This is a genomic window from Pseudarthrobacter woesei, from assembly GCF_055412745.1.
This window is the reverse complement of record NZ_JBVAYU010000003.1, coordinates 289,508-313,278: the sequence shown is the minus strand read 5'-3', so window position 1 is coordinate 313,278 and position 23,771 is coordinate 289,508. Positions and strand designations below refer to the sequence as shown.

The 23,771-nt window shown below is 63.6% G+C and carries 18 protein-coding genes, 2 tRNA genes and 2 pseudogenes; 8 read left to right on the top strand and 14 right to left on the bottom strand.

Annotated features, from left to right (window positions below; translation table 11 throughout):
* Window positions 1–149: 149 nt before the first annotated feature.
* The 6 genes and pseudogenes from ACZYZE_RS06880 to ACZYZE_RS06855 all read left to right on the top strand — a co-directional run bounded on the left by ACZYZE_RS06880 (window position 150) and on the right by ACZYZE_RS06855 (window position 4,358).
* On the top strand, window positions 150–548 hold the full coding sequence (locus tag ACZYZE_RS06880; RefSeq protein ID WP_463906999.1) for a hypothetical protein: 399 nt from the start codon (window positions 150–152) through the stop codon (window positions 546–548).
* Between the two features lie 15 nt (window positions 549–563).
* Complete coding sequence (istB, locus tag ACZYZE_RS06875; protein ID WP_463907161.1) at window positions 564–1,184, top strand: IS21-like element helper ATPase IstB; 621 nt, start codon at window positions 564–566, stop codon at window positions 1,182–1,184.
* Window positions 1,185–1,448: 264 nt separating this feature from the next.
* The gene (locus ACZYZE_RS06870; protein WP_463906997.1) at window positions 1,449–2,393 is read left to right on the top strand and encodes a tyrosine-type recombinase/integrase; all 945 of its coding nucleotides are present in this window, start codon (window positions 1,449–1,451) and stop codon (window positions 2,391–2,393) included.
* A pseudogene (locus ACZYZE_RS06865) lies at window positions 2,390–2,659 on the top strand (site-specific integrase); the annotation flags it as partial. The gene ACZYZE_RS06870 and the pseudogene ACZYZE_RS06865, both read left to right, overlap by 4 nt.
* Window positions 2,660–2,771: 112 nt before the next feature.
* A pseudogene (locus ACZYZE_RS06860) lies at window positions 2,772–3,329 on the top strand (tyrosine-type recombinase/integrase); the annotation flags it as partial.
* A 69-nt stretch (window positions 3,330–3,398) separates the two neighbouring features.
* The gene (locus ACZYZE_RS06855) at window positions 3,399–4,358 is read left to right on the top strand and encodes an IS481 family transposase (protein ID WP_463906996.1); all 960 of its coding nucleotides are present in this window, start codon (window positions 3,399–3,401) and stop codon (window positions 4,356–4,358) included.
* A gap of 138 nt (window positions 4,359–4,496) precedes the next feature.
* On the opposite strand, the gene ACZYZE_RS06850 is transcribed toward ACZYZE_RS06855, so the two are convergent.
* From ACZYZE_RS06850 to ACZYZE_RS06830, 5 genes are all read right to left on the bottom strand, one after another.
* Window positions 4,497–4,787 (bottom strand): transposase, encoded by a 291-nt coding sequence (locus ACZYZE_RS06850; protein WP_463906993.1) that lies wholly within the window; start codon window positions 4,785–4,787, stop codon window positions 4,497–4,499.
* Window positions 4,788–5,372: 585 nt separating this feature from the next.
* Window positions 5,373–9,800 (bottom strand): glycosyltransferase family protein, encoded by a 4,428-nt coding sequence (locus ACZYZE_RS06845; protein WP_463906992.1) that lies wholly within the window; start codon window positions 9,798–9,800, stop codon window positions 5,373–5,375.
* Between the two features lie 22 nt (window positions 9,801–9,822).
* Entirely contained in the window at window positions 9,823–10,410 is a 588-nt protein-coding gene (locus tag ACZYZE_RS06840) for a hypothetical protein (protein WP_463906990.1), read from the bottom strand.
* Window positions 10,411–10,688: 278 nt separating this feature from the next.
* Window positions 10,689–10,761: transfer RNA gene (locus ACZYZE_RS06835), tRNA-Glu, on the bottom strand.
* Between the two features lie 131 nt (window positions 10,762–10,892).
* Window positions 10,893–10,964 (bottom strand) — tRNA-Gln (locus tag ACZYZE_RS06830).
* 343 nt (window positions 10,965–11,307) lie between these two features.
* Here ACZYZE_RS06830 and ACZYZE_RS06825 point away from each other — a divergent pair.
* Complete coding sequence (locus ACZYZE_RS06825) at window positions 11,308–12,714, top strand: hypothetical protein (RefSeq protein ID WP_463906988.1); 1,407 nt, start codon at window positions 11,308–11,310, stop codon at window positions 12,712–12,714.
* Here ACZYZE_RS06825 and ACZYZE_RS06820 read toward each other — a convergent pair.
* The 3 genes from ACZYZE_RS06820 to ACZYZE_RS06810 all read right to left on the bottom strand — a co-directional run bounded on the left by ACZYZE_RS06820 (window position 12,711) and on the right by ACZYZE_RS06810 (window position 15,664).
* Entirely contained in the window at window positions 12,711–13,442 is a 732-nt protein-coding gene (locus tag ACZYZE_RS06820) for an HAD family hydrolase (RefSeq protein ID WP_463906986.1), read from the bottom strand. The two genes, ACZYZE_RS06825 and ACZYZE_RS06820, sit on opposite strands and share 4 nt — an antisense overlap.
* On the bottom strand, window positions 13,442–14,974 hold the full coding sequence (gene gltX, locus ACZYZE_RS06815; protein ID WP_463906984.1) for a glutamate--tRNA ligase: 1,533 nt from the start codon (window positions 14,972–14,974) through the stop codon (window positions 13,442–13,444). The genes ACZYZE_RS06820 and gltX overlap by 1 nt, the downstream gene beginning before the upstream one ends.
* Window positions 14,975–15,061: 87 nt before the next feature.
* Window positions 15,062–15,664 carry a TetR/AcrR family transcriptional regulator gene (locus ACZYZE_RS06810; RefSeq protein ID WP_463906982.1) on the bottom strand — a complete coding sequence of 201 codons (603 nt, stop codon included), beginning with the start codon at window positions 15,662–15,664 and terminating at the stop codon, window positions 15,062–15,064.
* 83 nt (window positions 15,665–15,747) lie between these two features.
* Here ACZYZE_RS06810 and ACZYZE_RS06805 point away from each other — a divergent pair, with 83 nt between their 5' ends.
* Complete coding sequence (locus tag ACZYZE_RS06805; protein ID WP_463906980.1) at window positions 15,748–16,527, top strand: SDR family NAD(P)-dependent oxidoreductase; 780 nt, start codon at window positions 15,748–15,750, stop codon at window positions 16,525–16,527.
* Between the two features lie 100 nt (window positions 16,528–16,627).
* Here ACZYZE_RS06805 and ACZYZE_RS06800 read toward each other — a convergent pair whose 3' ends face one another.
* The 6 genes from ACZYZE_RS06800 to metG all read right to left on the bottom strand — a co-directional run bounded on the left by ACZYZE_RS06800 (window position 16,628) and on the right by metG (window position 23,770).
* Window positions 16,628–17,404, bottom strand: coding sequence for a fumarylacetoacetate hydrolase family protein (locus ACZYZE_RS06800; protein ID WP_463906978.1), 777 nt, complete (start codon window positions 17,402–17,404; stop codon window positions 16,628–16,630).
* A 58-nt stretch (window positions 17,405–17,462) separates the two neighbouring features.
* Window positions 17,463–18,260, bottom strand: coding sequence for an MBL fold metallo-hydrolase (locus ACZYZE_RS06795; RefSeq protein WP_463906976.1), 798 nt, complete (start codon window positions 18,258–18,260; stop codon window positions 17,463–17,465).
* Between the two features lie 61 nt (window positions 18,261–18,321).
* The gene (locus ACZYZE_RS06790; protein WP_463906974.1) at window positions 18,322–19,653 is read right to left on the bottom strand and encodes a polysaccharide deacetylase family protein; all 1,332 of its coding nucleotides are present in this window, start codon (window positions 19,651–19,653) and stop codon (window positions 18,322–18,324) included.
* A 187-nt stretch (window positions 19,654–19,840) separates the two neighbouring features.
* On the bottom strand, window positions 19,841–20,953 hold the full coding sequence (locus ACZYZE_RS06785; RefSeq protein WP_463906972.1) for a branched-chain amino acid aminotransferase: 1,113 nt from the start codon (window positions 20,951–20,953) through the stop codon (window positions 19,841–19,843).
* A 143-nt stretch (window positions 20,954–21,096) separates the two neighbouring features.
* Window positions 21,097–22,149 (bottom strand): 3-isopropylmalate dehydrogenase, encoded by a 1,053-nt coding sequence (locus ACZYZE_RS06780; protein WP_463906970.1) that lies wholly within the window; start codon window positions 22,147–22,149, stop codon window positions 21,097–21,099.
* Between the two features lie 61 nt (window positions 22,150–22,210).
* A complete protein-coding gene (metG, locus tag ACZYZE_RS06775) occupies window positions 22,211–23,770 on the bottom strand; it encodes a methionine--tRNA ligase (RefSeq protein WP_463906968.1) in 1,560 nt (519 codons plus the stop codon).
* Window position 23,771 lies beyond the last annotated feature (1 nt).

Below are 23,771 nucleotides of genomic sequence, written 5' to 3'. Positions count from 1 at the left end.
CGGCATAACCTGAATTATCCTGATGTCCGGAATATGCCGATGTCTGCCTGAACCCGCAGCTCAGGGCCGGGTGGGTGCCGGAATGTTCGGCATAATCCGGCGGCTATTTGATACTTGTCCTCCCGTCTTCTCTCGGAAGGACAAGGATCATGAGCGATCCTGCCAAAGTACGTGTCCGCGGCCCGCTGGTCTCACTGTTTCCAGGGTTCCGCGTCAGGCTTGCCGCGCTGGGCTATTCGCCAGGGACCGCAGCCCAGCAGCTGCAGATACTCGCCGACTTGTCCGGGTGGCTGCACGCTCGGGGCCTTGAGATTCACGATCTATCTCCGGAAGCGATCGAGGAGTTCTTCCGGCATCGCCGCCAGAGCCACAGAAACTTGATCACGGCCCGCTCGCTGGACAGGTTCATCGAATTCCTCTCCGATTCAGACATTGAGCGGGCGGCAGTAGCGCCGGCCGTCCTGCCTGGCTGGGAGCAGACGCTGGTTCGGTTCGAGCAATATCTCTCCCGCGAACGGGCGCTGGCGCCGACGACAGTCGAGAATTAGAAACAACGCGAATACCTGCACGGGGTACTGCTCGCCGAACACGAATCCCGGCTCGAATCACGACGCCAGCGGCTGTTGAAATCCGCGAGGCTGCCGGCCCTGAAAACACTCACGGGATTCGACTACACCAGCGTCAGGTTCCCCGAGGACTACGGCCGCGAGGCCCTGGCTTCCCTGGACTTCATCAACCACGCCCAGGACCTGGTCCTCTACGGCGACGTAGGCACCGGTAAAACCCACCTGGCGACCGCGCTGGCGGCAGCGGCCTGCAACCAAGGGATCCAGGCACGGTTCTTCACCACTTCGTCCCTGGTCATGATGCTGCGCCGCGCCAAGGACGAGGACCGCCTGGACAAGGAACTGGCCTCCCTGGCCAAAAACCAGCTCCTCATAATCGACGAATTTGGATATTTGCCGATCGACACCGAAGGAGCCAGGCTCTTGTTCCAGGTCATCGCCGACGGCTACGAGAAACGCAGCCTCATCATCACCACCAACCTCGAGTTCTCCCGCTGGGGAACGGTGTTCGGGGACGACAACATGGCCGCCGCTGTCATCGACCGCTTGGTCCACCACGGACGCCTCCTGCAATTCCGCGGAGAGTCCTACCGAGTCAAGAACGCCCTCATGAAATAGCCAACTGCTGAAATGGACTAAAAACGTGCCGCGGTGGCCTAATCCTTAGCGCCGAAATGGCCTACTTAAAAGTTGACGAAACACAGGTGTCCTGGCCGCCGGCGGCACGCTGACCGAGGCGGCCTAGCTGCTGCGCCATACCAGCCCCGCGTCCACCGTCATTTACGCCAGGGTCGATCTGGCCGCCCTGAGAACCCTGGCCAGACCATGGCCGCGTGCCGAAAGAGGCACCCCCGGATCAGTCACCGTTCCCGGGCGAGTCCAATGACCACGGTTCTGGCCGGCTATGAGCAGGAGTATCTGCGGTTGCGCCGGCAGATGGGCGCCACCCTGCACGCGCACGAGGGGCTGATCACCAATTTCCTGCTCAGCCTCGAAACCGCCGGCCAAGGAGCAATCACGGTTGAAACAGCCGAAGCCTGGGCGGTCCTGCCGATGGGTGCCTCGCCCCGCTGGCGGGCCTACCGCCTGGCCGTGGTCCGCGGCTTTGCCGGCTATGTTCACGCACAGAATCCCGCACTGGCCCCGATCATCCCGGCCGGGCTGATACCTTCGAAGGTCGTTCATGCGATTCCGTACATCTACACGCCACGGCAAACCGTTGAGCTGATGGACGCCGCACTCAGTCTGGGCCCGCCAGCCCGAGGGCTGACGGTGTCCACGGTGATCGGGCTGATGGCCGCCACCGGCATGCGGATCGGGGAAGCCCTTGCCCTGAACCTGGAAGATGTCGACCTGGGCGCCGGCGTGATCACAGTGACCGGCAAATACGGGAAGGAACGTCTGGTCCCGCTGCACCCGAGCACGACCGGTGCACTGGGCTGCTATCTAAGCGCGAGCCGGGACCTGGTCACGGCCCGCGACCCGGACGCGTTCTTCCTCACCTATATCGGTACCCGCCCTCACACCGGAAACCTGCAGACAGCATTCCGGTCCCTGGCCACGACCCTTGGCCTGACGCCCCGACCCGGGGCCGGGGCCGGGGCACCGCGCCTGCACGATTTCCGTCACACCTTCGCCACCGAATCTCTTACCGAGGCCTACCGTGACGGCGCTGACGCCGACGCCCGGATCGCTGTTCTGGCGACCTATCTCGGCCACGTCAGCCCGGCCAGCACCTACTGGTATCTGAGCTCCACCCCCGAACTGCTCGCCCTGGTAACCGAAAGAGTCCAGACCGCACAAACCCACGGAAAGCTCCTGTCATGAGCCAGCTCGCCCCCACCCTGCAATCCTTTTTCACCGCCTACCTGAGCGGCCAGCGAGGCGCCAGCGCCCATACGGTCGCGGCCTACCGGGACACCTGGCGGCTGCTGCTGGCCTACCTCGGATATCACCGGCACCGCCGCCCGGCCGCCGCCGATTTCACCGACCTCGACGCTGAGACGGTCACCGGATTCCTGATCTATCTGGAAACAGGCAGGGGCAACAGTGCCGCGACCAGAAACGCCCGGCTCGCGGCCATCCACGCGTTCTTCGGCTACGCCGCGTACCTCCATCCCGAGCATGCGGACCTAATCAGGCGGGTGCTGGCTATCCGGGCCAAGAACGCACCCAAAGCACAGACCAGTCAGCTACCTCACGGACGCCGAGGTCAACGCCCTGCTCGCGGCCCCGCCCGAAGCCCGCTGGGTCGGCAGACGCCACCGGCTGATTATCCTGACATTGGTCACCACCGGCCTGCGGATCTCAGAACTCACGCACCTGACCTGGGCCGATCTCCAGCTGACCCGCCCGGCGCACGTTGCCTCCCACGGCAAGGGCCGCAAAGAGCGGATCACACCGCTGGACGCCGCCACGACCCTGGCCCTGCAGGCCTGGTATGAGGACAACCTGTCACCGGCTCCCCCGTCCGCGGTCTTCACCGCCCAAGGCAGCAGCCGGCCGATGACAACCGACGCGGTCGCCCAACGGCTCCGCGTCCATACGACCGCAGCGGCCACCACCTGCCCGACGCTGGCGACAAAAACCGTCACCCCGCACGTTCTCAGGCACACCAACGCCATGCGGATGCTCGCCGCGGGCATCGACACCGCGAGCATTTCTCTCTGGCTGGGCCACGAATCCATTGAATCGACCCAGGCATACCTTCACGCCGACCTAGGTGTATTAACCACGGACGTTAGTGACACGCGGCGTGGATAGGTGACAAAAAGAAGACCTCCGGGTGGAGTGGGGCTTGTCTAGAGTCCAGTTCCACAAACGGAGGTCTTCATGTCCCACCCTAATGCTTTTCTCGCGCCCAAGGGGCGGCTGCAGTTGGCCCGATGCGTCGTCGATGACGGGTGGCCGTTGCGGCGGGCCGCGGAGCGGTTCCAGGTGTCCGTGCCGACAGCGGCGCGCTGGGCAGAGCGTTACCGCGAACACGGCGAGGACGGGATGGAGGACCGCTCCAGCCGCGCTCTGAGGTCTCCCTCGCGGACCCCGCAACGGCGGGAGCGGCGGATCATCGCCCTGCGCGTGAACCGCCGGTGGGGGCCCGCCCGGATCGGGTATCTGCTGGGCCTCCAGCCATCCACCGTGCACAAGGTCCGTTCCCGGTTCGGGCTGGCCAAACTCTCCTGGCTGGACCGCGCCACGGGCCGGGTGATCCGCCGCTACGAGCACGAGAAGCCCGGGGACATGATCCACGTCGACATCAAGAAACTTGGACGCATCCCCGACGGCGGCGGGCACCGCGTCATGGACCGGGCAGCAGGCAAGAGGAACAAGACAGGGACCGCGGCGAACCGGCGCCCCGGCTACGCCTACCTGCACAACGCCGTGGACGACCACTCCCGCTTCGCGTACACCGAGATCCTCGAAGACGAGAAGAAAGAGACAGCCGCCGGCTTCTGGGAACGCGCCAACGAGGCCTTCAACACCGCCGGCATCACCGTGAAGCGCGTAGTGACAGACAACGGCTCCTGCTACCGCTCACACGCCTTCAAAGACGCCCTGAGCCCGGACATCACACACAAACGAACACGGCCCTACCGGCCCCAGACCAACGGCAAGGTCGAGCGCTTCAACCGCACCATGCTCGAGGAATGGGCCTACGCCCGCCCCTACACCTCAGAGACCGAGCGCGTTGCCGCTTTCCCGGCCTGGCTCCATGACTACAATCATCACCGAGGCCACACCTCACTCAAAGGTCAGCCACCAGCAAGCCGCGTCACTAACCTCCGTGGTTAATACACCTAGGCATCAAACAACGGGCGCTGGACCGGACCGCACCGCCGGACACCACGCCCGGATCTGCTGGAATTCCTGGAAAACCTCTGAGTGATTATGCCGAACATTCCGGCACCCACCCGGCTCTGAGCTGCGGGTTCAGGCAGACATCGGCATAATCCGGACATCAGGATAATTCAGGAAATCATTCTCCCTTTCCAGCTCCCGCAGCCGTGCCTCCAACGCCTTGTATTTCGCGGGATCCACCGGGTCATCAGGCTTGCCGCCGGACCCGGCCTCTCCTTCCCGATGCAGCTGGACCCACCGCTTCAGCGCGGTCACGGAGATCCCCAGCTCGGGGGCAACTGAGGCGGGCGAACGGCCAGAGGAAATGACGAGATTCACGGCATCAGCCTTGAACTCATCGGAATAAGTGGGACGGAAAGACATGGGCACAATCCTTTCAAACTGTGTCTCACATCAGTAGTACACCTCACATAGAGTTATTCATGTCAGGGTCTCTTTTGGATATTGGTTGCTTGGTCGCTACCAATTCAAAGAGGCCCTGACCTCTTTTCCCGCCGCACCACGCCGCACAGGCAGCGGCCCTACCCCGCGGCGCCAGCCTCAGACCGCCCTAACCACGCTCATCTGCGAAGGGCCACTATGTGGCCAGCCGGGAAAGCGCCGTTCCGGACCCGAAGGAGGTGCACGGCAGGCCTTCACAACCAGGGCCAGCGGTGAGACGCTGGAACCGACGAAGTGCCGGACCAGAAGCCGCTTCCGCTAAGGCGGACGGTCACGCGTTACGCCGCAACTAGCTTGGCGCCAGGCCCTTCGCCCCGGCTGCAGCCCGAACGACGCCCGATGACCCGGTGCATAACCGAGGTCGGATAAGTCAGGGTGGGCGCTGACCGGAACCGTGCCGGTCCAGCAAGCAAACCGTCAGCCGCCACATCCACTTACAAGCGCCCGGCCTCTCCCGAGGCGCGAACCGCCGTGCCCGGACAAGGGCTTGACACGACCTATAGCCAGCTAGTTTCGCGGCATTACCCACGTTAACGGCGCCGCATCTCGTCCCCCTCCGTTAGGACCCGATCTTCGGAGCTCAGCGAAGACGCCACTTCGCTCTAGCTCTACAATCGGTTTGCCTATGCCGTCCTCCTCGGTGTACGGCCTCCCGGATAGATAATCCCAAACTCCGAACCTTGTGGCATGGAGGATGTCCTCGAAGTAAGTGTCGGTAGGAACGTTAGTCCACGAAGCAACCCATTCAACATCCGCGTCAAGCTCCGATGATGAAGACACATTGATGCCATTCTCTTCTAATCGCTTCACATCATAATGGGCCGCCATCTTCGTATGGACGACGGATGGACGCCAGGATTGGCGAAGTATCGACTCAACAGTCTCCGCATCTAGCGCAGTGACGACTACTGCGTAGCCCGACAGCCGAGGAGCGGTGACGGGAACGCCGGCGGTGCGCATCAGAATCGTCAGCGAGTAGCCGGCCAGATGTGACCGAGTGATAGTTCGCAACTGACGCCAAACTTCCTCAATACGTCCGCCTTCGTCGGTCATCCATGTCCCTAGAAGTTCAGTCCACCGCTCTTCTGAGTCACTCGCCTCGATACCCTGGAGCTGTTCCGTAATTCCTCTACCCCTGCCGCTCAGCACAACAGAACCACTGGCAGCAATTTCTACAACGCGCCTGGAAAACATCGTCGGTGAATCATTGGCAGAATTGACATTTATGTTTACGGGATGTGCTTTGTAGACTTCCAATACTTCGTTGTACGGCACCCCCTCACGCACAAAGCCTGACAACTCTGGGGGAAAACGATACGGAGAATTAGGGACATTTACCTGGCGGTCGTAAATGGTAAGGCCTTGGCTCTTTGCGACGTCAAGCATCTTGTGAAGCTCGATCGATCGATCCTTGAACCTATCCCCGTAATATGTGCCGGCATAACTAACAGAATGACTATAAGTCCTGCCTGTCGGCATCGGATTATGAATTGCGGGCTCGGCATAGAAAGGCAACGAAGAAACTGTGAGTGCCGTAGATTCATCGCTTTGGAGATACTTGCCAACCATATCCGCGTCCGTTGTGAATATGTGATCCATCATCGCGGCTGTTCGCTCAAAGGCAAGGAAATGAACCGGATCTTCCTTATTCCAGAAAATTACAGGTATTTTCCTCGCTTTAGCTACTTCGATAATCCTGCGCAGATCATCATTTTGATCGGGGTAGTAAGCTACGCCCCTGTGCCACTCATGATCAGGCCCTTCCCAGGCTGACTCAACAAAAATCGCGTCTAGGTCCAGCGTGGCAACCTGCACATATCCGCCGGCCCTGGACAGGGGCACGAGTTCGAATGAGTAAGAGATCGTTCGGGCCGTAAACTGATCCGAAATGACTCCGACCTTCAAGGTCGAGAGTTCACGCTGCACCAACGGAACTATTGCGTTACTATACTTCTGAATCGCCTCTTGAAGGCAATGCGTCGGGCAAGTTCCCGAGCGGAACACCGCATCAGCTTCTTTGCGGCACACAAGAGAGAGGCTTTCATCTCCGCGCTGGTCCTGTCCTGTTGATTCGTCTACAAGGAACGGAATACCCAGACGGCGTGCCGCCAATAGCGCGGGGAGCGCGACCCAAAATTCCCCTTCGGACGCGATGGCGGCAGGCCGAAATGTACGTGCCTCGCGCACTATTGCATCCGCAGCAGCCATGACGAGTTTGTCCAAGCGCAGCTGGTCGGAGTGACGCAGTGAGTGGCGTATCGCTGGAAGTCCGTCAACCTCGAAGTCACTCCGGCTGGGTTTCTGACTGTCGAAGCGCGGGTCAATCGCACCTGAGGCCACTACAACTAGACGGAGCAGGCCTCCATCAATTTCTCCTCGACAGGCTGCTGATAGCCGACGGGTAGACGCCTTGGTTTCATGACCGTCGACAGCAAATAATACGGCGTTAGGGCGCGCGAGGTATGCCGCCCCGGAGCTTCGTTCGGTAATTTTGGGAAGGTCGGCCTTCAGCGCTTCGACCCCGTCCGTCCATTTTGACTCAAACATCAAGGGCAGCGGAAGCTCTTTAGCGAGATTGGGATGAGCCGTAACCAACTCGTTTACGCGATTGGAATCACCGTCGCGGCGCAGTACCTTCACCAGCCGCGCCAGAGCGGCCGCGGTGTTGTTGGAGGCAAAAAGCACTTCCTGCCGTTCCGCCGAAATATTAGCAGCGGGCATGTCTGAATAGGCGCTCTCTCTGGCGAACAACAGTCCTAGCCACTCACACCCGGTTTTCACGACGTCAAACTCGCGGGCCTGCTCGGCTGCAGCTTGGGAGAGTCCGCTATACACCGTGGCGTCTTCATTTACGCGAATAACATACTCGGCAGCGGCATTTGTGTCTGCATGAACCCAATCCGGACCAAATATCTCTTGAGCCCCCTCTCGCTGCCAGACTACTGGAATGGCGCCGGAAGCCATTCCTTCTACTGGTGCGAGGTGAAACGTTTCGCGATAGCTCGGCGAGAGCACCCAACCGATGTTTTGGAACCATCGAGCCATGTCCGGTCCGAACTCCTCGAACGCTACCCGGCGGCGAAGCTTGGGGTTAACGGCCAAACGCTCGTAGAAAGCCTCATAGGCCTCGCGAATGTCCTCCTGCTGCCACATCCAACCGTATTCCCACGGTCCCCTTCCACGGATGTGTAAGGTGTAACGACCATCCGAATCTAGCAATCGTTCCAGCAAATCCAATGCGCGGTCCGGCCTCTTAAGGATGGGGACGATTCCTGCAATGCCTAGGTGGAACCGTCCATCAGGGGACTTTGGCCGGGCTAAGTCCAAGGTGTCAACAACGTTCGGCATGACCGCGGTCTTTTCCCGCGGCCAGCCCAGTTCCTCGATCACCTTTTCTCGGTAGAACTCAGAAACAAACACAACCCTGTCAACGTTGGCGAGGTTCATGTCTTGGATCCAAGGCGACCACAGTTCATATCCGTGGAAGCGCACAATGAGAATTTGGCCTTGCTTCTTTTCCCACGAGTACCAAACAGCGTTATGCGAAGCAAATTCGCATAAGATCACTTCTGCCCAATCAAGAAGCGTCCGGCTTAGCGACTCATCTTGCGCAGTCTGAGTGGCCCAGTGGTCGGCCCGGAGCTCAACGTCTTCGCGCTGGGAAATAACGCCCAGCAGTTCACCCGCGAATTTGAAGTCGTGTCCAGCTACAAGGATCCGACGTTTGGTGCCGCGCCGAGGGAGGGACAAATAATCCGCAACCGATCGATCCAAGTATTCCTTAAACAACAAACTCAATTGTCCGTCCGGTCTGATGGGGCTGGGCGAGTTTGTGCCAGCCATGCCAAGACCAGGGAGCACTACGGTCTTCGAGGTCGCCGAAGGGATTCGTGCTTCAAACATGGCTCGGGTATCGTGATCGACGAAGACCATGCGACTAACCGTCGTCGCCAATTGCTCGAAAAGTTGCTTCCGTTCATTGAAGTCTTCAAGGCCCTCAATCCTGATAATGGGCCACAGTCGTTCACGAATGTAATCATTTGAGAAGCCGTACACGACGGTCTCGAGATCGTCGCTGAGCACGACTGAGCAGTCTAAAGATCTGGCTGCAACGCCCACGTGCCAGGCAGCGAACCTAGGCAGGAGCCGGCCGCCAGCCACTTGGTGTTCGGCGCTGGGTGGCTCAATGGTCGTCACAAATGGGCTACGCGTTGCCAACTCCGTCCCGAATACGGATAGTGCGTCTTGGCACATAAGGACGATGTGGACTTCCGTCGAGGCTAGTGAACTAGCAATCGCATGCGTTTGCTCTGCCCATTCCCGGGGCGACCGGACTGGACGATCCCAGTACACGAGAACCCTTCTTTGTGCACCGGACAACGTTGCAAGGCGCGAGAGAGAAACCCGGGAGGCCAAAGAGTCGGCGGTCAAACCGCCGGCTTCTGTGACGTTGAACACCTTATGGTGCGCCAAAGGCGCGGCCCTCTTTACCGAACGTAACTGCTCCGGACCGTCGACCAAGATGAGCTGACTATTTTCGACTATAGTCCGCAGAACTGTCTCACCTGTTGAATCCATCTCTGCCTCGAAGTCTGCAGAACTCAGAAGTGACCAGAGCTTGACAGGCAGTCCCGGTTCCTCAGCTAGGATCCGGTTCAGCTCAACGCCCTGTGCGATAACAACGTCAAAGCGCTTTTCCTTGACTACCGCCACCACGTCTGCCGCAAAAGCACCGATGAGACTCTCGAAGGTGGTGTCGTTGCTGTCAGGTTCGACGTCACCCGGGCCTCCGAAATCCAAAAACGATTCAGATCTCGTCGCCGCCCCCGAATCAGCCGCAACTTGGACCTTTACATCGTGGCCAGCCTGGCGAAGTTCTCGCAAGATTCCTGCCGTCGCATGATCCCCGGTATCATCTGGAATGGACGTGTTCACTGCGCAATACAAGAACTGCATGCTACTGGTTACCATTCAGAAGTGGGGCCGGCTGCTGGGGCGCATATTTGCGGGCGATCTCAAAAACGGCCCTGCGAGGGGCACCCTCCGGTACTCGGTTGTATGTGTCAACGGACGCAAAGATTTCCGTCCCGATCTCCCGCAGGACGCTGGTGTAGAACCCGTCCGGCGCCCCGTTTTCTATGAAGAGAACTGGCACCCTAAGTTTCCTGCTCCATGGGAGGAGACGCTTGATGACGTCTACTGCAGTGCCACCCGATGCATCCTCCGCGCCGAACCACGGCCCCTCCTGAAAGGCCGCTCGGTGGATTACGATCATTCGAGGCTGTCCTTCATCCACAGAATCGACGAGGCAAGACGGCATTAGTGGAAGAACCGAATAGGACTTCTCGAGCTCGTCGTATAGCTCGTCGTGAACGATCGTTGCGAGCCTTAGCTTCGGATGAACTGGTGAGGCCGAGTGAAAATTGATACCCAACAGATCTGTAAGTTTGACCTTCGCTCCTCCTGGAGGCGGCGGAGTCGACGACCGGCCTCTATTGGCCAACAGGTGCTCGATGTTGCCGACTTTCTTATCGAGATCGGTCACACTCGGATGGCTCACTGAATTCCCCTTGGGTACTACTTGGATGCAGTACGCCCTGCACGTTGGTCTCTAGTCCGACCATATTACAGTCCGACGCCGTCAGCACGCCCAGACGCTGCGGCCGGCTTTGGGCGGGCGCGGTGCCCTTCGAAAGCTGCAGCACGGACGTTCCAGCTTTCAAATTGCGACTGAACCCGCTATGCCGAGAAGGAACTGAGTCTCGGCGGCGGCTCGCTCGACGGCAAACGGCCCCGGGCTCATGCCCGGGACCGTTTTAGATGTGACCCCAGCGGGATTCGAACCCGCGTTACCGCCGTGAGAGGGCAGCGTACTAGGCCGCTATACGATGGGGCCGCGTACTCTCCAGAACAGCATTTCTGCCATTCGCGCCAAGTGATTAGTTCATACACTCAGCAAGCGTTTCAAACCGGGCCAGCCGACTCAAAACCCCTGATCAGCCGCGTAAATCCGCGGATTTTTCAGAGCTGGGATACCAGGACTCGAACCTAGAATGACGGTACCAGAAACCGTAGTGTTGCCAATTACACCATATCCCAATGGAACTTTCGGTCCGGATCCGTAGGTCTAAACCCGCGCTCCCGGCGCCTCAGCACGAGTAATTACTCTACCCGAGAGTTTTCGCTTGCACAAATCGAGCAGGGCCGGCGCCCTCAAGACGTCCAGGCGGACTCCAGACAACGGCTCCACACGGATCGGGTCCGGCGAATTCCTTGCCAATACGCCCCTAACAAGTTTACGCTCGGTAAGTTACCAATGAGTAACAACACCTCCCCCACTCCGCTGCGGGCAGCTTCACGCGCATTTTTCTGTGTTAGCTGCATGACAGCCCGGGGCCGGCAGCACAGCCGCTGCCGGAAACACCGTCGAGAGGACCCATCTGTGACACAGAGTCGTGCCGCCGCTGCAAGCAAGACCCGAACCCGTGCCCAACAGATCGCCATCGCCATCCTTGCCCTGCTGCTGATCGGGCTGCTCGGTTTCTACACCCTCGTGACCGGCCGCATCACGGACGGTTCGGCCAAACTCAAGGAGGGCGCCGGCCAGGCCTCCGCCGGAGCCGAGCAGCTGAAGGACGGCGCCGGCAAGCTTGCCAACGGTGCCGGCCAGGCCGACACCGGTGCCGGAAAGCTCTCCGCCGGCGCGGAAAAGATCCACACGGGCATCAGTCAAAAGCTCGCCCCGGGCGCGGACAAGCTCCAGGCCGGCGCCGACCAGCTGGCCACGGGCGCCGTGAAGATTGAAACCGACGTCAACAACAAGCTCGCGCCGGGTGTGTACAAGGTCGACGACGGCGCTCAGAAGCTTGCCGCCGGCGCCGTGCAACTCTCTGCTGCACTGACCCCCACAGCCGCCGGCACTGCGGAGAACAACCTGGCCGACGGCGCCACCCAGCTCGACGCCGGGGCAGCCAAGCTGGCCGCCGGTACCGGGAACCTAGCGGCCGGCACGGTCCAGCTCAAGGGCTACCGGGGCGCCAACAACGACCCCGGGGCGGGAACAGGAACCGCCGCGCTGGCCCAGGCCCTGGAGCTGCTGCAGGCAGCCGCCTCGGACCCCGTGCAGGGGCTGGTGCCATTGGCCGTCGTCAAGGACAAAATCGCCAGGATCGCCGCCGGCGCCCAGAAGCTGGATGCCGGGGCCACCCAGCTGCAGGATGGCGCAGGCAGGCTGCAGGCGGGCGCGGGCCAGCTTCACGCCGGAACCGGAAAGCTGACGGCGGGCTTCGCTACGCTGGCCAACAAGCTCAACAGCGAGGACCCCAACAGCCCCGGGGTGGTCATGGGCACCCGGCTGCTGGCTGACGGCACAGCCAAGATCCGCACCGGCATTGACGGCGTTCCGGGCAATCCCGAGCGTCCGGGACTGATCAAGGCCGCCGCCAAAATGACCGAGGGAAGCTCCCGGCTCGCCGACGGCACCGTCGCATTGAATGCAGGCATCAAGGGCGATCCGGCTGATCCGGCCAACCCCGGGCTGCTCAGCGGGTCCCAGGCCCTTGCCTCCGGCGCCTCGCAACTCTCGGCCGGCAACACCAAGCTGGCGTCCGGCTCCACCCAACTTTCCACGGGCGCGGAAAAGCTCGCGGACGGCAACGCCCGGATCGCGGAAGGCACCGGGACGCTGTACTCGAGCGCCGCGGCCGTCTCCCCCTCGACCATGGTGGGGCAGTCCGACGCCGCCATGGCCCTGGGAATGGTGGGCGTCCTCGGGCTCGGATCGGTGGGCGGGTTCTTTGTGCTGCGGAACCGGCGTACACCCGCCGGTGCGTCCCCGGCAGAGGGTTAGGCCAGCAGCTCCAGCAGGGAACCGATCTCGCGGCCGGCAAAGCCCGGGGCCGGTTCCCCGCCGCGGTTCAGCCAGACGCCCAGGAGGCCTGCCGCCGTCGAGCCGTCAGCGTCGAGCAGCCGGTTGTCCCCCACGTAGAGCGTCTCACCGGCGCCGGTGCCGAGGCGGCGGACGCCCTCCAGGTAGATGGCCGGATCCGGCTTCGCCGCACCCACGGTATCCGTGCCCACCAGGACACTGATGCGTTCCAGGCCGGCGGCGTCCAGCTTGACCCGCTGGTAGTCGTGGACGTTGTTGCTCACGGCGCCGTACGGGATGCCGGCGGTATCCAGCGCGTCCAGGATCGGGGTGACGTCGTCGAAGGCCCGGATGTAGCCGTGCTGGAGGCTCGCGTAGGAACTGACCCAGTGATGGGACTGCTCCCCCTCCTCCAGCTCCACGCCGAAGTGGCCCAGGGCGGCCCGGCCCCGGAGCAGGCGCTGTTCGTTGAAGCTCAGTTCGCCGGTGAGGTAGCGGTCATAGAAATGCGTCGTTTCACGGGTGAAGATCCGCCCGAACTTCTCCCACCCGGCCTGGTCCAGGCCCGGCAGGAGATGCTCGCTGACGTCGCGCAGGGCAGCCGTCATGGCGAACTCCAGGTCCACTAGGGTGTCGTCGATGTCGAACAGTACCCCGCGGATCCCGCCCAGGCCGGCGGCCAGGGCGTTGGTGTCGGACGGCGTGCTCATCAGCCGCGGAAGGCGCGCAGGCGGGCCAGCGAGGAATCCTTGCCCAGGATGACCATGGATTCGAACAACGGCGGGGAGATGCGGCGCCCGGACATGGCCGTGCGGACCGGGCCGAAGGCCAGCCGGGGCTTGACGCCGAGACCTTCCACGAGGGCCTCCTTCAGGGCGGCCTGGATGTTCTCCGCGGTCCAGTCCTCAAGGGGTTCCAGCGCCGCGAGGGCGGCGTCGAGGACCTCGGTCAGGTTCTCGGGGAGCCCCTTGCGGGCGTCATCCGCGACGTCGATCGCGTCGTCGTTCTTGAACAGGAACGCGAGCATTTCGGGGGCTTCGCCCAGCAGCGAGATGCGCTCCTGGATCAGGGGCGCCGCCTCGGCGAGGATCTCCTCCTCCCGTGCGGTGAGGGTCTCCCCCACCAAGCCGGCGGTGCGCAGGTAAGGGACCAGCCTGGTCCGGAAATCCTCGGCCTCGAGCATACGGATGTGGGTGCCGTTGATCGCCTCGGCCTTCTTGATGTCGAATCGCGCCGGGTTGGCGAGCACATCGTTGACGTCGAAGTTCTCGATCAGCTGGTCCACCGTGAAAATGTCCTCGTCGGCGGAGAGGCTCCAGCCCAGCAGCGAGAGGTAGTTCAGCAGGCCCTCGGGGATGAAGCCGCGGTCCCGGAGCAGGAACAGGTTGGACTGGGGATCGCGCTTGGAGAGCTTCTTGTTGCCCTCGCCCATCACGTAGGGCAGGTGGGCGAACACGGGCATGTCGCCGGCGACGCCGATGTCCATCAGGGCGCGGATCAGCACCACCTGGCGCGGGGTCGAGGAGAGCAGGTCCTCGCCGCGGAGCACGTGGGTGATGCCCATGAGGGCGTCGTCCACCGGGTTGACCAGGGTGTAGAGCGGGGAGCCGTCGGCGCGGACAATCACGTAGTCCGGGATACTTCCGGCCTTGAAGGTGATCTCGCCGCGGACCATGTCGTTGAAGGTGACGTCCTCGGCGGGCATCCGGACACGGAGCACCGGCTTGCGGCCCTCGGCCTTGAACGCGGCGAGCTGCTCGCCGGACAGCTCGCGGTCGAAGTTGTCGTAGCCCAGCTTGGGGTCGCGGCCCGCGGCGCGGTGGCGGGCCTCGACCTCCTCCGGGGAGGAGTAGCACTCGTAGGCGTAGCCGGCTTCGACGAGCTTGGCGACGACGTCCGTGTAGAGGTCCAGGCGCTGCGACTGCCGGTACGGCTGGTGCGGGCCGCCGACTTCCACGCCTTCCTCCCAGGTGATGCCGAGCCATTTCAGGGCCTCGAGCAGCTGCTGGTAGCTTTCCTCCGAGTCGCGCGCCGCGTCCGTGTCCTCGATGCGGAACACGAAGGTGCCTTTCGTGTGCCGGGCGTGGGCCCAGTTGAAGAGGGCGGTTCGGATCAGGCCGACGTGCGGGGTGCCGGTGGGCGACGGGCAGAACCGGACCCGGACCGGGGTGTCGGCGGTGACTTCGCTGGTCACAGTGGGGGCGGAGCTGGAGACGGCGTCGGGCGCAGAAGGAGTAGTCATAGTGATTCCAACTTTACCGCCTGCCCCGCGGGGACCGCCGCCGGCGGGGCCGCGGGGCGCCAGGAACCGCCTGCCCGTCAGGATCAGTCAGCCGGGCAGCCGCAGCACATCCAGCGCGGCCAGCAGGTACGGGACCGGATCCGGGTCTGTCCCCGCGGCCCAGTGCATCCAGGCCTCGAAGGTCGCGCCGAGGTAAGCCGCGCACAAATAGCGGGCGCTGTCTTCGCGGACCCCGCGGGCAACCAGGTAGAGCCGTGCCCGCTCGCGCTGGGCCGCCAGCGAGTCATAGCTCCGGCTGGACAGTTCGGGATGCTCGGCGATCAGGCGCAGGCGTCCGCGCGACACGGAGAGGTCCGGAATCGCCGCCACCCCGGCAACCGCCGCCGCCCGCAACACCGCCAGGATGTCGCCATCGGCCGCGGGTTGAACCCCGGCCTGCTCCAGCGCCTGCCCGGCGGCCTCGACTGCCGGTTCCATCCCGCCCCAGATCAGGTCGGCCTTGCTGGAGAAGTAGCGGTACAGGCTCTTCCGGCCAATGCCCGCTGCGCGGGCGATGTCCTCCATGGAGGTCTGTTCGTAGCCGTTCTCGGCAAAGAGACGCAGTGCAATCGCTGCCACGGCGTCCGGATCGATCGTTACCGGACGGCCGCTGGGGCGCGGGACGGCGGGTGTCGGTTCTCCCTGTGGCATCCCACCAGTATTCACCCTTTTATAATGACACACGGTGTCATAAGCTAGGTAGTGTCAGCCTCTACAACGTTCGGAAGGACATCATGGGCAACGGAGCATCATGGCAGGAAGTCACCACCACCGGCCGCTTTGCCGGCAGGACGGTCATCGTCACCGGGGCAGGTTCCGGCATCGGCCAGGCCACGGCCCTCCGGATCGCCAGGGAGGGCGGCAGGGTGATCGCCGCCGACATCAGTCCCGAGCGGCTGGCCGCGCTGGTTGCCGGGCACAGCGAACTGGACCTGGTTCCGGTCGCCGGCGACATCTCGAGCGAAGAGACAATCGCCGCCGTCGTCGCGGCCGCGGGCGGACGGGTGGATGCCCTCGCGAACGTCGCGGGCATCATGGATAACTTCGCCCCGATCCATGAAGTCGATGACGCGACGTGGGAGCGGGTCTTCCGGATCAATGTCACGTCGATCATGCGGCTGACCCGCGCCGTGGTGCCGCTGATGCTCGACGCCGGGGCCGGCTCCGTGGTCAACGTCGCCTCGGAGGCCGGGCTGCGCGGTTCCGCCGCCGGCGCCACGTACACCGCCTCCAAGCACGCGGTGGTGGGACTGACCAAGAACTCCGCCGTGATGTACGGGCCGAAGGGCCTGCGCTTCAACGCCGTTGCGCCCGGCGCCACCATCACCAACATCGAGGCAAACTGGGGATCCCAGCTGGCCGCGGAGCGCCTCGGACCGATCATGGGCACCACCATTCCCGCCCCCGCCACCGCGGCGCAACTGGCCGCCTCCATCACCTTCCTGCTCAGCGACGACGGCACCAACGTCAACGGCGCCATCCTCGCCTCCGACGGCGGCTGGTCCGCCCTGTAGGAACATCCGCAGCGGTTTCCACTCCGAAAGAGGAAAGCAAAAAGGACAGCCGCGCCGTGAATCCACGGGGCGGCCGTCCTTTGTCGGCGCGGGAAATATGTTAGCGGCGCACAACCGGGTTGGTGAGGCGGCCGATGCCCTCGATCTCCACTTCGAAACGGTCGCCGGCTTGGACCAGGCCGACGCCGGCCGGCGTGCCGGTCATGATGACGTCGCCCGGCAGCAGGGTGAAGGCCTGCGAGACGATGGAGACCAGCTCGCGGACGCCGCGGATCATCTGGCTGGTGCTGCCGTCCTGGCGGAGTTCGCCGTTGAGCCGGCCCTGGATCTGCAGGTCCTCGGTGTCGAGTTCGGTCTCGATCCACGGGCCGAGAGGTGCCGAGGTGTCGAAGCCCTTGGCGCGGGCCCACTGCAGGTCCGTTTTCTGGACGTCGCGGGCAGTGAGGTCGTTGCCGCAGGTGTAGCCGAAAATGACGTCGTCGACGCGCTCTTCGGGGACGTCCTTGCAGATCCGGCCGATCACGACGCACAGCTCGGCTTCGAAGGACACCTCATCGGAGAACTCGGGCAGGACGATCGGATCGTTGGGTCCGATCACGGAGGTGTTGGGTTTCAGGAAGAGCAGGGGCTGCTTGGGAACCTCGTGGCCGAGTTCGCGGGCGTGCTCCGCGAAGTTGCGGCCGACGCCGATCACCTTGCTGCGCGGGATGATCGGGGCCAGCAGGCGCACGTCCTCCAGCTTGTGCCTGACGGCGGTTCGTTCCACGCCGTGGAAGAACGGGTCGCCGTTGATGACGGTGACTTCCTCGCTGCCGGGCTCACCTTCCACAATGCCGTAGAGGGGATCAGAATCGACTACAAAACGGGCGATACGCATGGCTCCAAGCGTACCGTCTCGGCAGGAGTGCCCGACTCCGCTGCGAGCTACTTGGGATTCAGGACGTGCCGCTGCCGGACCGCAGGTACTCGAGCTGCGCCGCCAAGGAGAGTTCCGCTGCCGGCCGGACGGCAGGGTCGACGGCGGCATAGACGGCGTCGGCGACGTCCGCCACGCCCGCATCCTCGCCGAGGTCCGCCAGTGCGGCCCGGACCTGGGCCAGCCGTTCCTGACGGTGGTCCCGGTAGGCGCGCACGATCGCGTCCAGGGCTGGCAGCATGGGGCCGTGGGCGGGCAGGACGGTCGCGGAGCCCAGTTCTTCGAGCCGGTCCAGTGATTCGAAGTAGTGCCCCAGGGTGCCGTCGGGGTAGTCAAGAACAGTGGTGCCCAGGCCCAGGATGGTGTCCCCGGTCAGCACAGAGCCCCGGGCGCCGTCCTGCGGCAGGTGGAAGCAGACCGAATCCGAGGTGTGGCCCGGCGTCGCGAGGACCCTGATTTCCACCCCGGCAGCGTGGATGACTTCCCCGTCCGCCAGTGGGCTGCCGCCATGGCAGTGGGCCGGATCGGCGGCCCGGACGGGGGCGCCGGTGAGTTCGGCGAAACGTGCGGCGGCGGCAGTGTGGTCGGCATGCCGGTGCGTGATGAGGATGAGTTCGACGGCGCCGGCCCGGGCCAGGTCCTGCAGGTGCGGTTCATCGAGGGGGCCCGGATCCACCACAACGGTGGTCGCTGCGCCGGGCGCTGAAATGAGATAGGACTTGGTGCCCTGCAAACTCATCGGCCCCGGGTTCGGGGCAAGGCGGAAGCGCGTCAGCTCGGTGCTGCGCACGACGGCGCTGGATGCTTGCGGGATCACGGGTCCATCTTCGCACCGAAATGTGCAAGTTGCAGTGTCGCCGCCGATGCCGGACCGACAGCTAGGCAGCGAGTAAACGCGGTTCCTGGACGTGGAGTTCCCCGCCGGAGAGAGGCGTTATGCGGACCCGGACCCGCGGAGTTCCAGTGAGGGGCAGGATGACGTATTGGTGCGCCTGTTGGAAACCCGCCGCCGGCGGCAAGGTGACGGTCTTTGCAGCAGTGAAGTACCCCGGGTTGGCCGGGTCGAGGACCTCCACTTTGACCCGCACTCCAGTGGTGGAGCGCATCGAGACGCGAAGCTGCCTAGCCGATCCGGCGTAGACGCCGACCGGCACGTCCTTGAACAGAGCCAGAGACTGAGAGCCGCGCCGGGCGTAGCTGACTCCGGAGTCGGTGCGACGAGCCCAGTTGGCGGCTGACCCGTTCCACCCGTTCCATCCGAGAACGAAGCTTGCACCGGCGGACATAACGTCATGGCGGGACGATGTTGAAAAGCTGGACATCATCAGCCCGGTGGTCGTGAGGATTTCCAGCCGGCCCGCATCGCGTTCGCGCGCGCACCAGGCGAAGAAACCCTCGATCGCCTGCAGGTCGGTATCGTCCACCAGGCTCGGGTGGTACATAAAACACACCCCGCGTCCCTGCTTCCGGGCGGCAGCGATAAAGTCCGGCCCGCGGCGGGCGTAGTCGGCGTTCTCGATGCCGACGTGCACATTGCCCATGCTGTCCAGCGGATTTCCCGTCATGGGCCAATAGCCCGGGACATAGCCCGTCGACATGGCATGTTGCTGGGTAATCAGCCGCCCCGCAAGGTACTTCTGGAACGAAGACTGGGTTTTGCCCCCCGCGAAACCGAGGTACTGCGTCCCGCCAACTCCTGGCGGAATGAACAGCTCCAGGGGAAGTTTGGGCAATGCTGCGGTCAGTGCATTGCGCGAATAGACGATTTCTTCCCGAAGACGCTGGGGTGTGTCCGCGTCGGTGTGGGTGGCGCCGTGGTTGGCGATTTCCAGGCCGTTGGCAAGGGCCAGCGCCTGAAGGCGGGGGAACGGCAGGTTAGTGCTGCCGTTGGTCCCGGTCTCAACCCTGAACATCTGCGACATGGCGGCAATAGTGACGGGAATGCCGTACTTCTGGTGGAGAGGAAGGAGCCGGGATTCAAACTTGTTGAGGTGGTGGTCACAGCGGAAGGCGATGGCCACTTTGCCGCCGGTCCCGATTGCGCCACCGCGTCGGGCCACAAAGGCATCAACAAGTTCCGTGTTCGGCGTAAACGGATATATCTGGGTTGCGCCGCCGGCGGCGCTAATTGGCGCGAGGCTGGCCGCAGCACCGAAAGCACCGGCGTACAGGAAGCTCCGGCGGCTCAAGGACTTCGAGTCGATCGACATTTCAATTCCCCCAAAGATTTAGCTGGTTATGCCGGTCCCGCCTGAATGCATTTAGCATAGATCACTCCCGCCCCACCGGCGCCGCTCGGACTTCCGGCCGGCCGCAATCCCGTTAACGACCATGGCGGCCCTGCACCGGAAGGTGGGGGCCGCCGTCGAACGCTGGCTGTTACTGAGGCTCTCTCGCTCAGGCGAGGCGGGTCAGCCAGCCGTGGGTGTCCTCGATGGCTCCGGTCTGGATGCCGAGCAGCTGCGCGCGGATGGCCATGGTGGTCTCCCCCGCCTTGGCGTCCTCGGAGCCGATGAACTCGGTGGTGTCCTTGAGCACGCCGATGGGGGTGATGACGGCGGCGGTGCCGCAGGCGAAGACCTCGGCGATGTCGCCGGAGGCCACGCCGTCGCGCCATTCAGCCAGGGTGATCTTGCGTTCGGTGACCGCGCGGCCCATGTCCTTCGCCACCTGCATAACGGACGAGCGGGTGACGCCCTCGAGGATGGTTCCGGTCAGCGCCGGGGTGACCAGCGACCCGTCCTTCATCACGAAGAAGACGTTCATGCCGCCGAGTTCTTCCACGGCGTTGTCGTTGAACTGGTCCAGGAAGAGGACCTGCTTGCAGCCGTGCTCCTCGGCTTCCATCTGGGCGATCAGTGAGGCGGCGTAGTTGCCGCCGCATTTGGCGGCGCCGGTTCCGCCGCGGCCGGCGCGGGCGTAGTCGCGGGAGATCCAGATGGAGATGGGCTTGAGCTCGCCGCCGAAGTAGTTGCCGGCCGGGGAGGCGATGACGCGGAAGGAGACCTCACGGGCGGCGCGGACGCCCAGGAACGCCTCGGTGGCGATCATAAACGGGCGCAGGTACAGGGCCTCGCCGTCGCCGGAGGGAACCCATTCCCGGTCCACGGACACAAGCTCGCGGATGGCACCGAGGAAGTACTCCTGCGGAATCTCGGGGAGGGCCAGTCGGCGGGCGGACTTGTTCATTCGCGCGGCGTTGGCTTCGGGCCGGAACGTCCAGATGGTGCCGTCGGCATGGCGGTAGGCCTTGAGTCCCTCGAAGATCTCCTGGCCGTAGTGCAGCACCGCGGCGGACGGGTCCAGGGAGATGGGTCCGTAGGCTTCAACGCGCGCGTCGTGCCAGCTGCCTGTGCCTTCGGCGTCGACGCTGTAGTCCACGATCGCCGTGTGGTCGGTGAAATAGTTGCCGAAACCCGGGTTCGCCAGGATGGCAGCACGTTCTTCAGCGGACTTCGGGGTTGCCGAGAGCTGCTGGCTGAATTCGACGCCATGGGCAGTCTGAGTCATGGTTCCTCCACGGTCGGCTGCCTGGCGTGTGAACGTGGTTCATCGTCGGACCACGGCAGCATATTGGTGATTCGAAACAAGCTTACGCCCGTTGCCGGGGCCCTTGGAGCGGGGCCTATAGAGCCATGTCTATAGGGCTGTGTCTACAGGGCTGCGGTGATGGCGTCGCCGATGGCGCTGGTGCTGCGGACCGCGTTACCCCGGCTTGCGATATCGGCGACGACGGCGGCCTCGATGCGGCGCGCGGCGCCGGCGTAGCCGAGGTGCTCCAGCAGCAGTGCGGCGGAGAGGATGGCGGCGGTGGGATCCGCCTTCTGCTGGCCGGCGATGTCCGGGGCGGAACCGTGGACGGGCTCGAACATGGACGGCGCGGTGCGTTCCATATTGATGTTGCCGGACGCGGCCAGGCCGATGCCGCCGGTAACGGCGGCAGCAAGGTCGGTGATGATGTCACCGAAGAGGTTGTCGGTGACGATCACGTCGAAGCGGGCCGGGTCGGTGACCATAAAGATCGTGGCGGCGTCGATGTGCAGGTAATCATGGGTGACCTCGGGGAACTCCTGGGCCACGGCCTCGACGGTGCGCTTCCATAGGTGGCCGGCGAAGACCAGGACATTGTGCTTGTGCACGAGCGTCAGCTTCTTGCGCGGACGGTCGTTGGCACGGCGGAACGCATCGCGGACCACGCGTTCGACGCCGTGGGCGGTGTTGAGCGAGACCTCGGTGGCCACCTCGTGCGGGGTGCCGGCGCGCAGCGTGCCGCCGTTGCCCACGTAGGGGCCCTCGGTGCCTTCGCGGACCACGATGAAGTCGATGTCGCCGGGGTTGGCAAGCGGGCTGCCGACTCCCGGGTAGAGGCGCGAGGGCCGCAGGTTGACGAAGTGGTCCAGGCTGAAACGGAGCTTGAGCAGCAGTTCGCGCTCGATGATGCCGGAGGGAATCCGGGTATCGCCGGGGGCCGCCCCGACCGCGCCGAAGAGGATGGCGTCGCGGGTGCGGAGATCGGCGAGGGTCTCCTCGGGCAGGGTCTCCCCCGTCTCGAGCCAGTGCTGCGCGCCCAGGGCGTAGTGGGTCTGCCGCAGCACGATGCCTTCCGCAGCGGCCGTTTTCTCAAGGACCTTCAACGCTTCGGCAGTGACTTCCGGGCCAATGCCGTCGCCGGGGATAACGGCCAGATCAATCGTGGATGCACTCATGTTTTCAGGGTAGCCAAGGCATCCACATGCTGGTCAAGTCGTCTCACTATTCGAACACGTGTCAGGCCCCGGCGGGCTCCTCGTACTTCGGGAAGACCGGGGCGGGGGCTGGCAATGCCGTGCCTGCCGCGATCGGCATGCCAAGGGCCGCGAACGCCCGCGCCGCCCCCTCGGGCTGGCCGAGGGTGTCCAGGATGGCCGCCGTCGCCGTCGGCATGACCGGCTGCGTGAGGATAGCAACGATGCGTACGACCTCGAGCGTGACGTACAGCACCGTGTTCATACGTTCGACGTCGGTCTTCCGCAGGACCCAGGGTGCCTGCTCGGCGAAGTACGCGTTGGTGTCCCCCAGCACGCCCCAGATCGCCTCGAGCGCCCGGCTGAATTCCTGCTTTTCGAAGGCAGCACGGGCTGCTTCCAGCAGCCCGTTGGCCTGGTCCAGCAGCGCGGAGTCCGCGGCGCTGAAGGCACCCGGAGCGGGAACCAGCCCCGCGCAGTTCTTCGCCACCATGGACAAGGACCGCTGCGCGAGGTTGCCGAAGTTGTTGGCGAGGTCGGAGTTCATCCGGCCAACGATTGCCTCATGGTTGTAGTTGCCGTCGGCGCCGAACGGCACCTCGCGGAGCAGGAAGAACCGGACCTGGTCCAGGCCGTACTGGGCCACGAAGTCCGCCGGCGCCACCACATTGCCCAGTGACTTGGACATTTTGACGCCATTGTTCTGCAGGAAGCCGTGGATCATGACCCGCTTGGGCAGTTCCAGTCCGGCGCTCATCAGGAAAGCGGGCCAGTAGATGGCGTGGAACCGCGAAATGTCCTTGCCGATCACGTGGACGTCGGCCGGCCAGTACTTCTTAAAGGACGCCGATTCCAGGTCCGGGTACCCAACGCCGGTGAGGTAGTTCGTGAGCGCATCCACCCAGACGTACATCACATGCAGGTCGTTGCCGGGCACCGGAACACCCCAGTCGAAGCTGGTGCGGCTGATGGACAGGTCCTCCAGCCCGCCCTTGACAAAGCTGATGACCTCGTTGAAGCGGGACTGCGGGGCACCGAAATCAGGGTGGGCCGCATACATGGCCAGCAGTTTGTCCTGGTAGGCCGAGAGCCGGAAGAAGTAGCTCTCCTCCGCCGTCCACGTCACCTCGGTGTCCGTTTCGCGGGAGTAGCGGACGCCGTCGTCCTTCACCACGGTCTCGTCTTCGACGTAATACGCTTCGTCCCGGACCGAGTACCAGCCCTCGTACTTGGAGAGGTAGATGTCACCGTTGGCTTCCATCTTCTTCCAGATGGCCTGTGACGCCGCGTAGTGGTCGGCGTCAGTGGTGCGGATGAAGCGGTCATAGGAAATCCCCAGGGCGGAGTGTGCCGCCTTGTAGATTTCCGCGTTGCGGTCCACCAGCTCCTTGGGCGTAACGCCTTCCTTTTCTGCCGTTTGCGCAATCTTCATGCCGTGCTCGTCCGTGCCGGTCAGGAAGAAGACGTCGTACCCGTCGAGCCGCTTGAAGCGGGCCATCGCATCGGTGGCAATGTACTCGTAGGCATGGCCGATGTGCGGCACGCCGTTGGGGTAGGTGATGGCCGTGGTGATGTAGAACGGGGTTTTCGCTGAAGACGACACT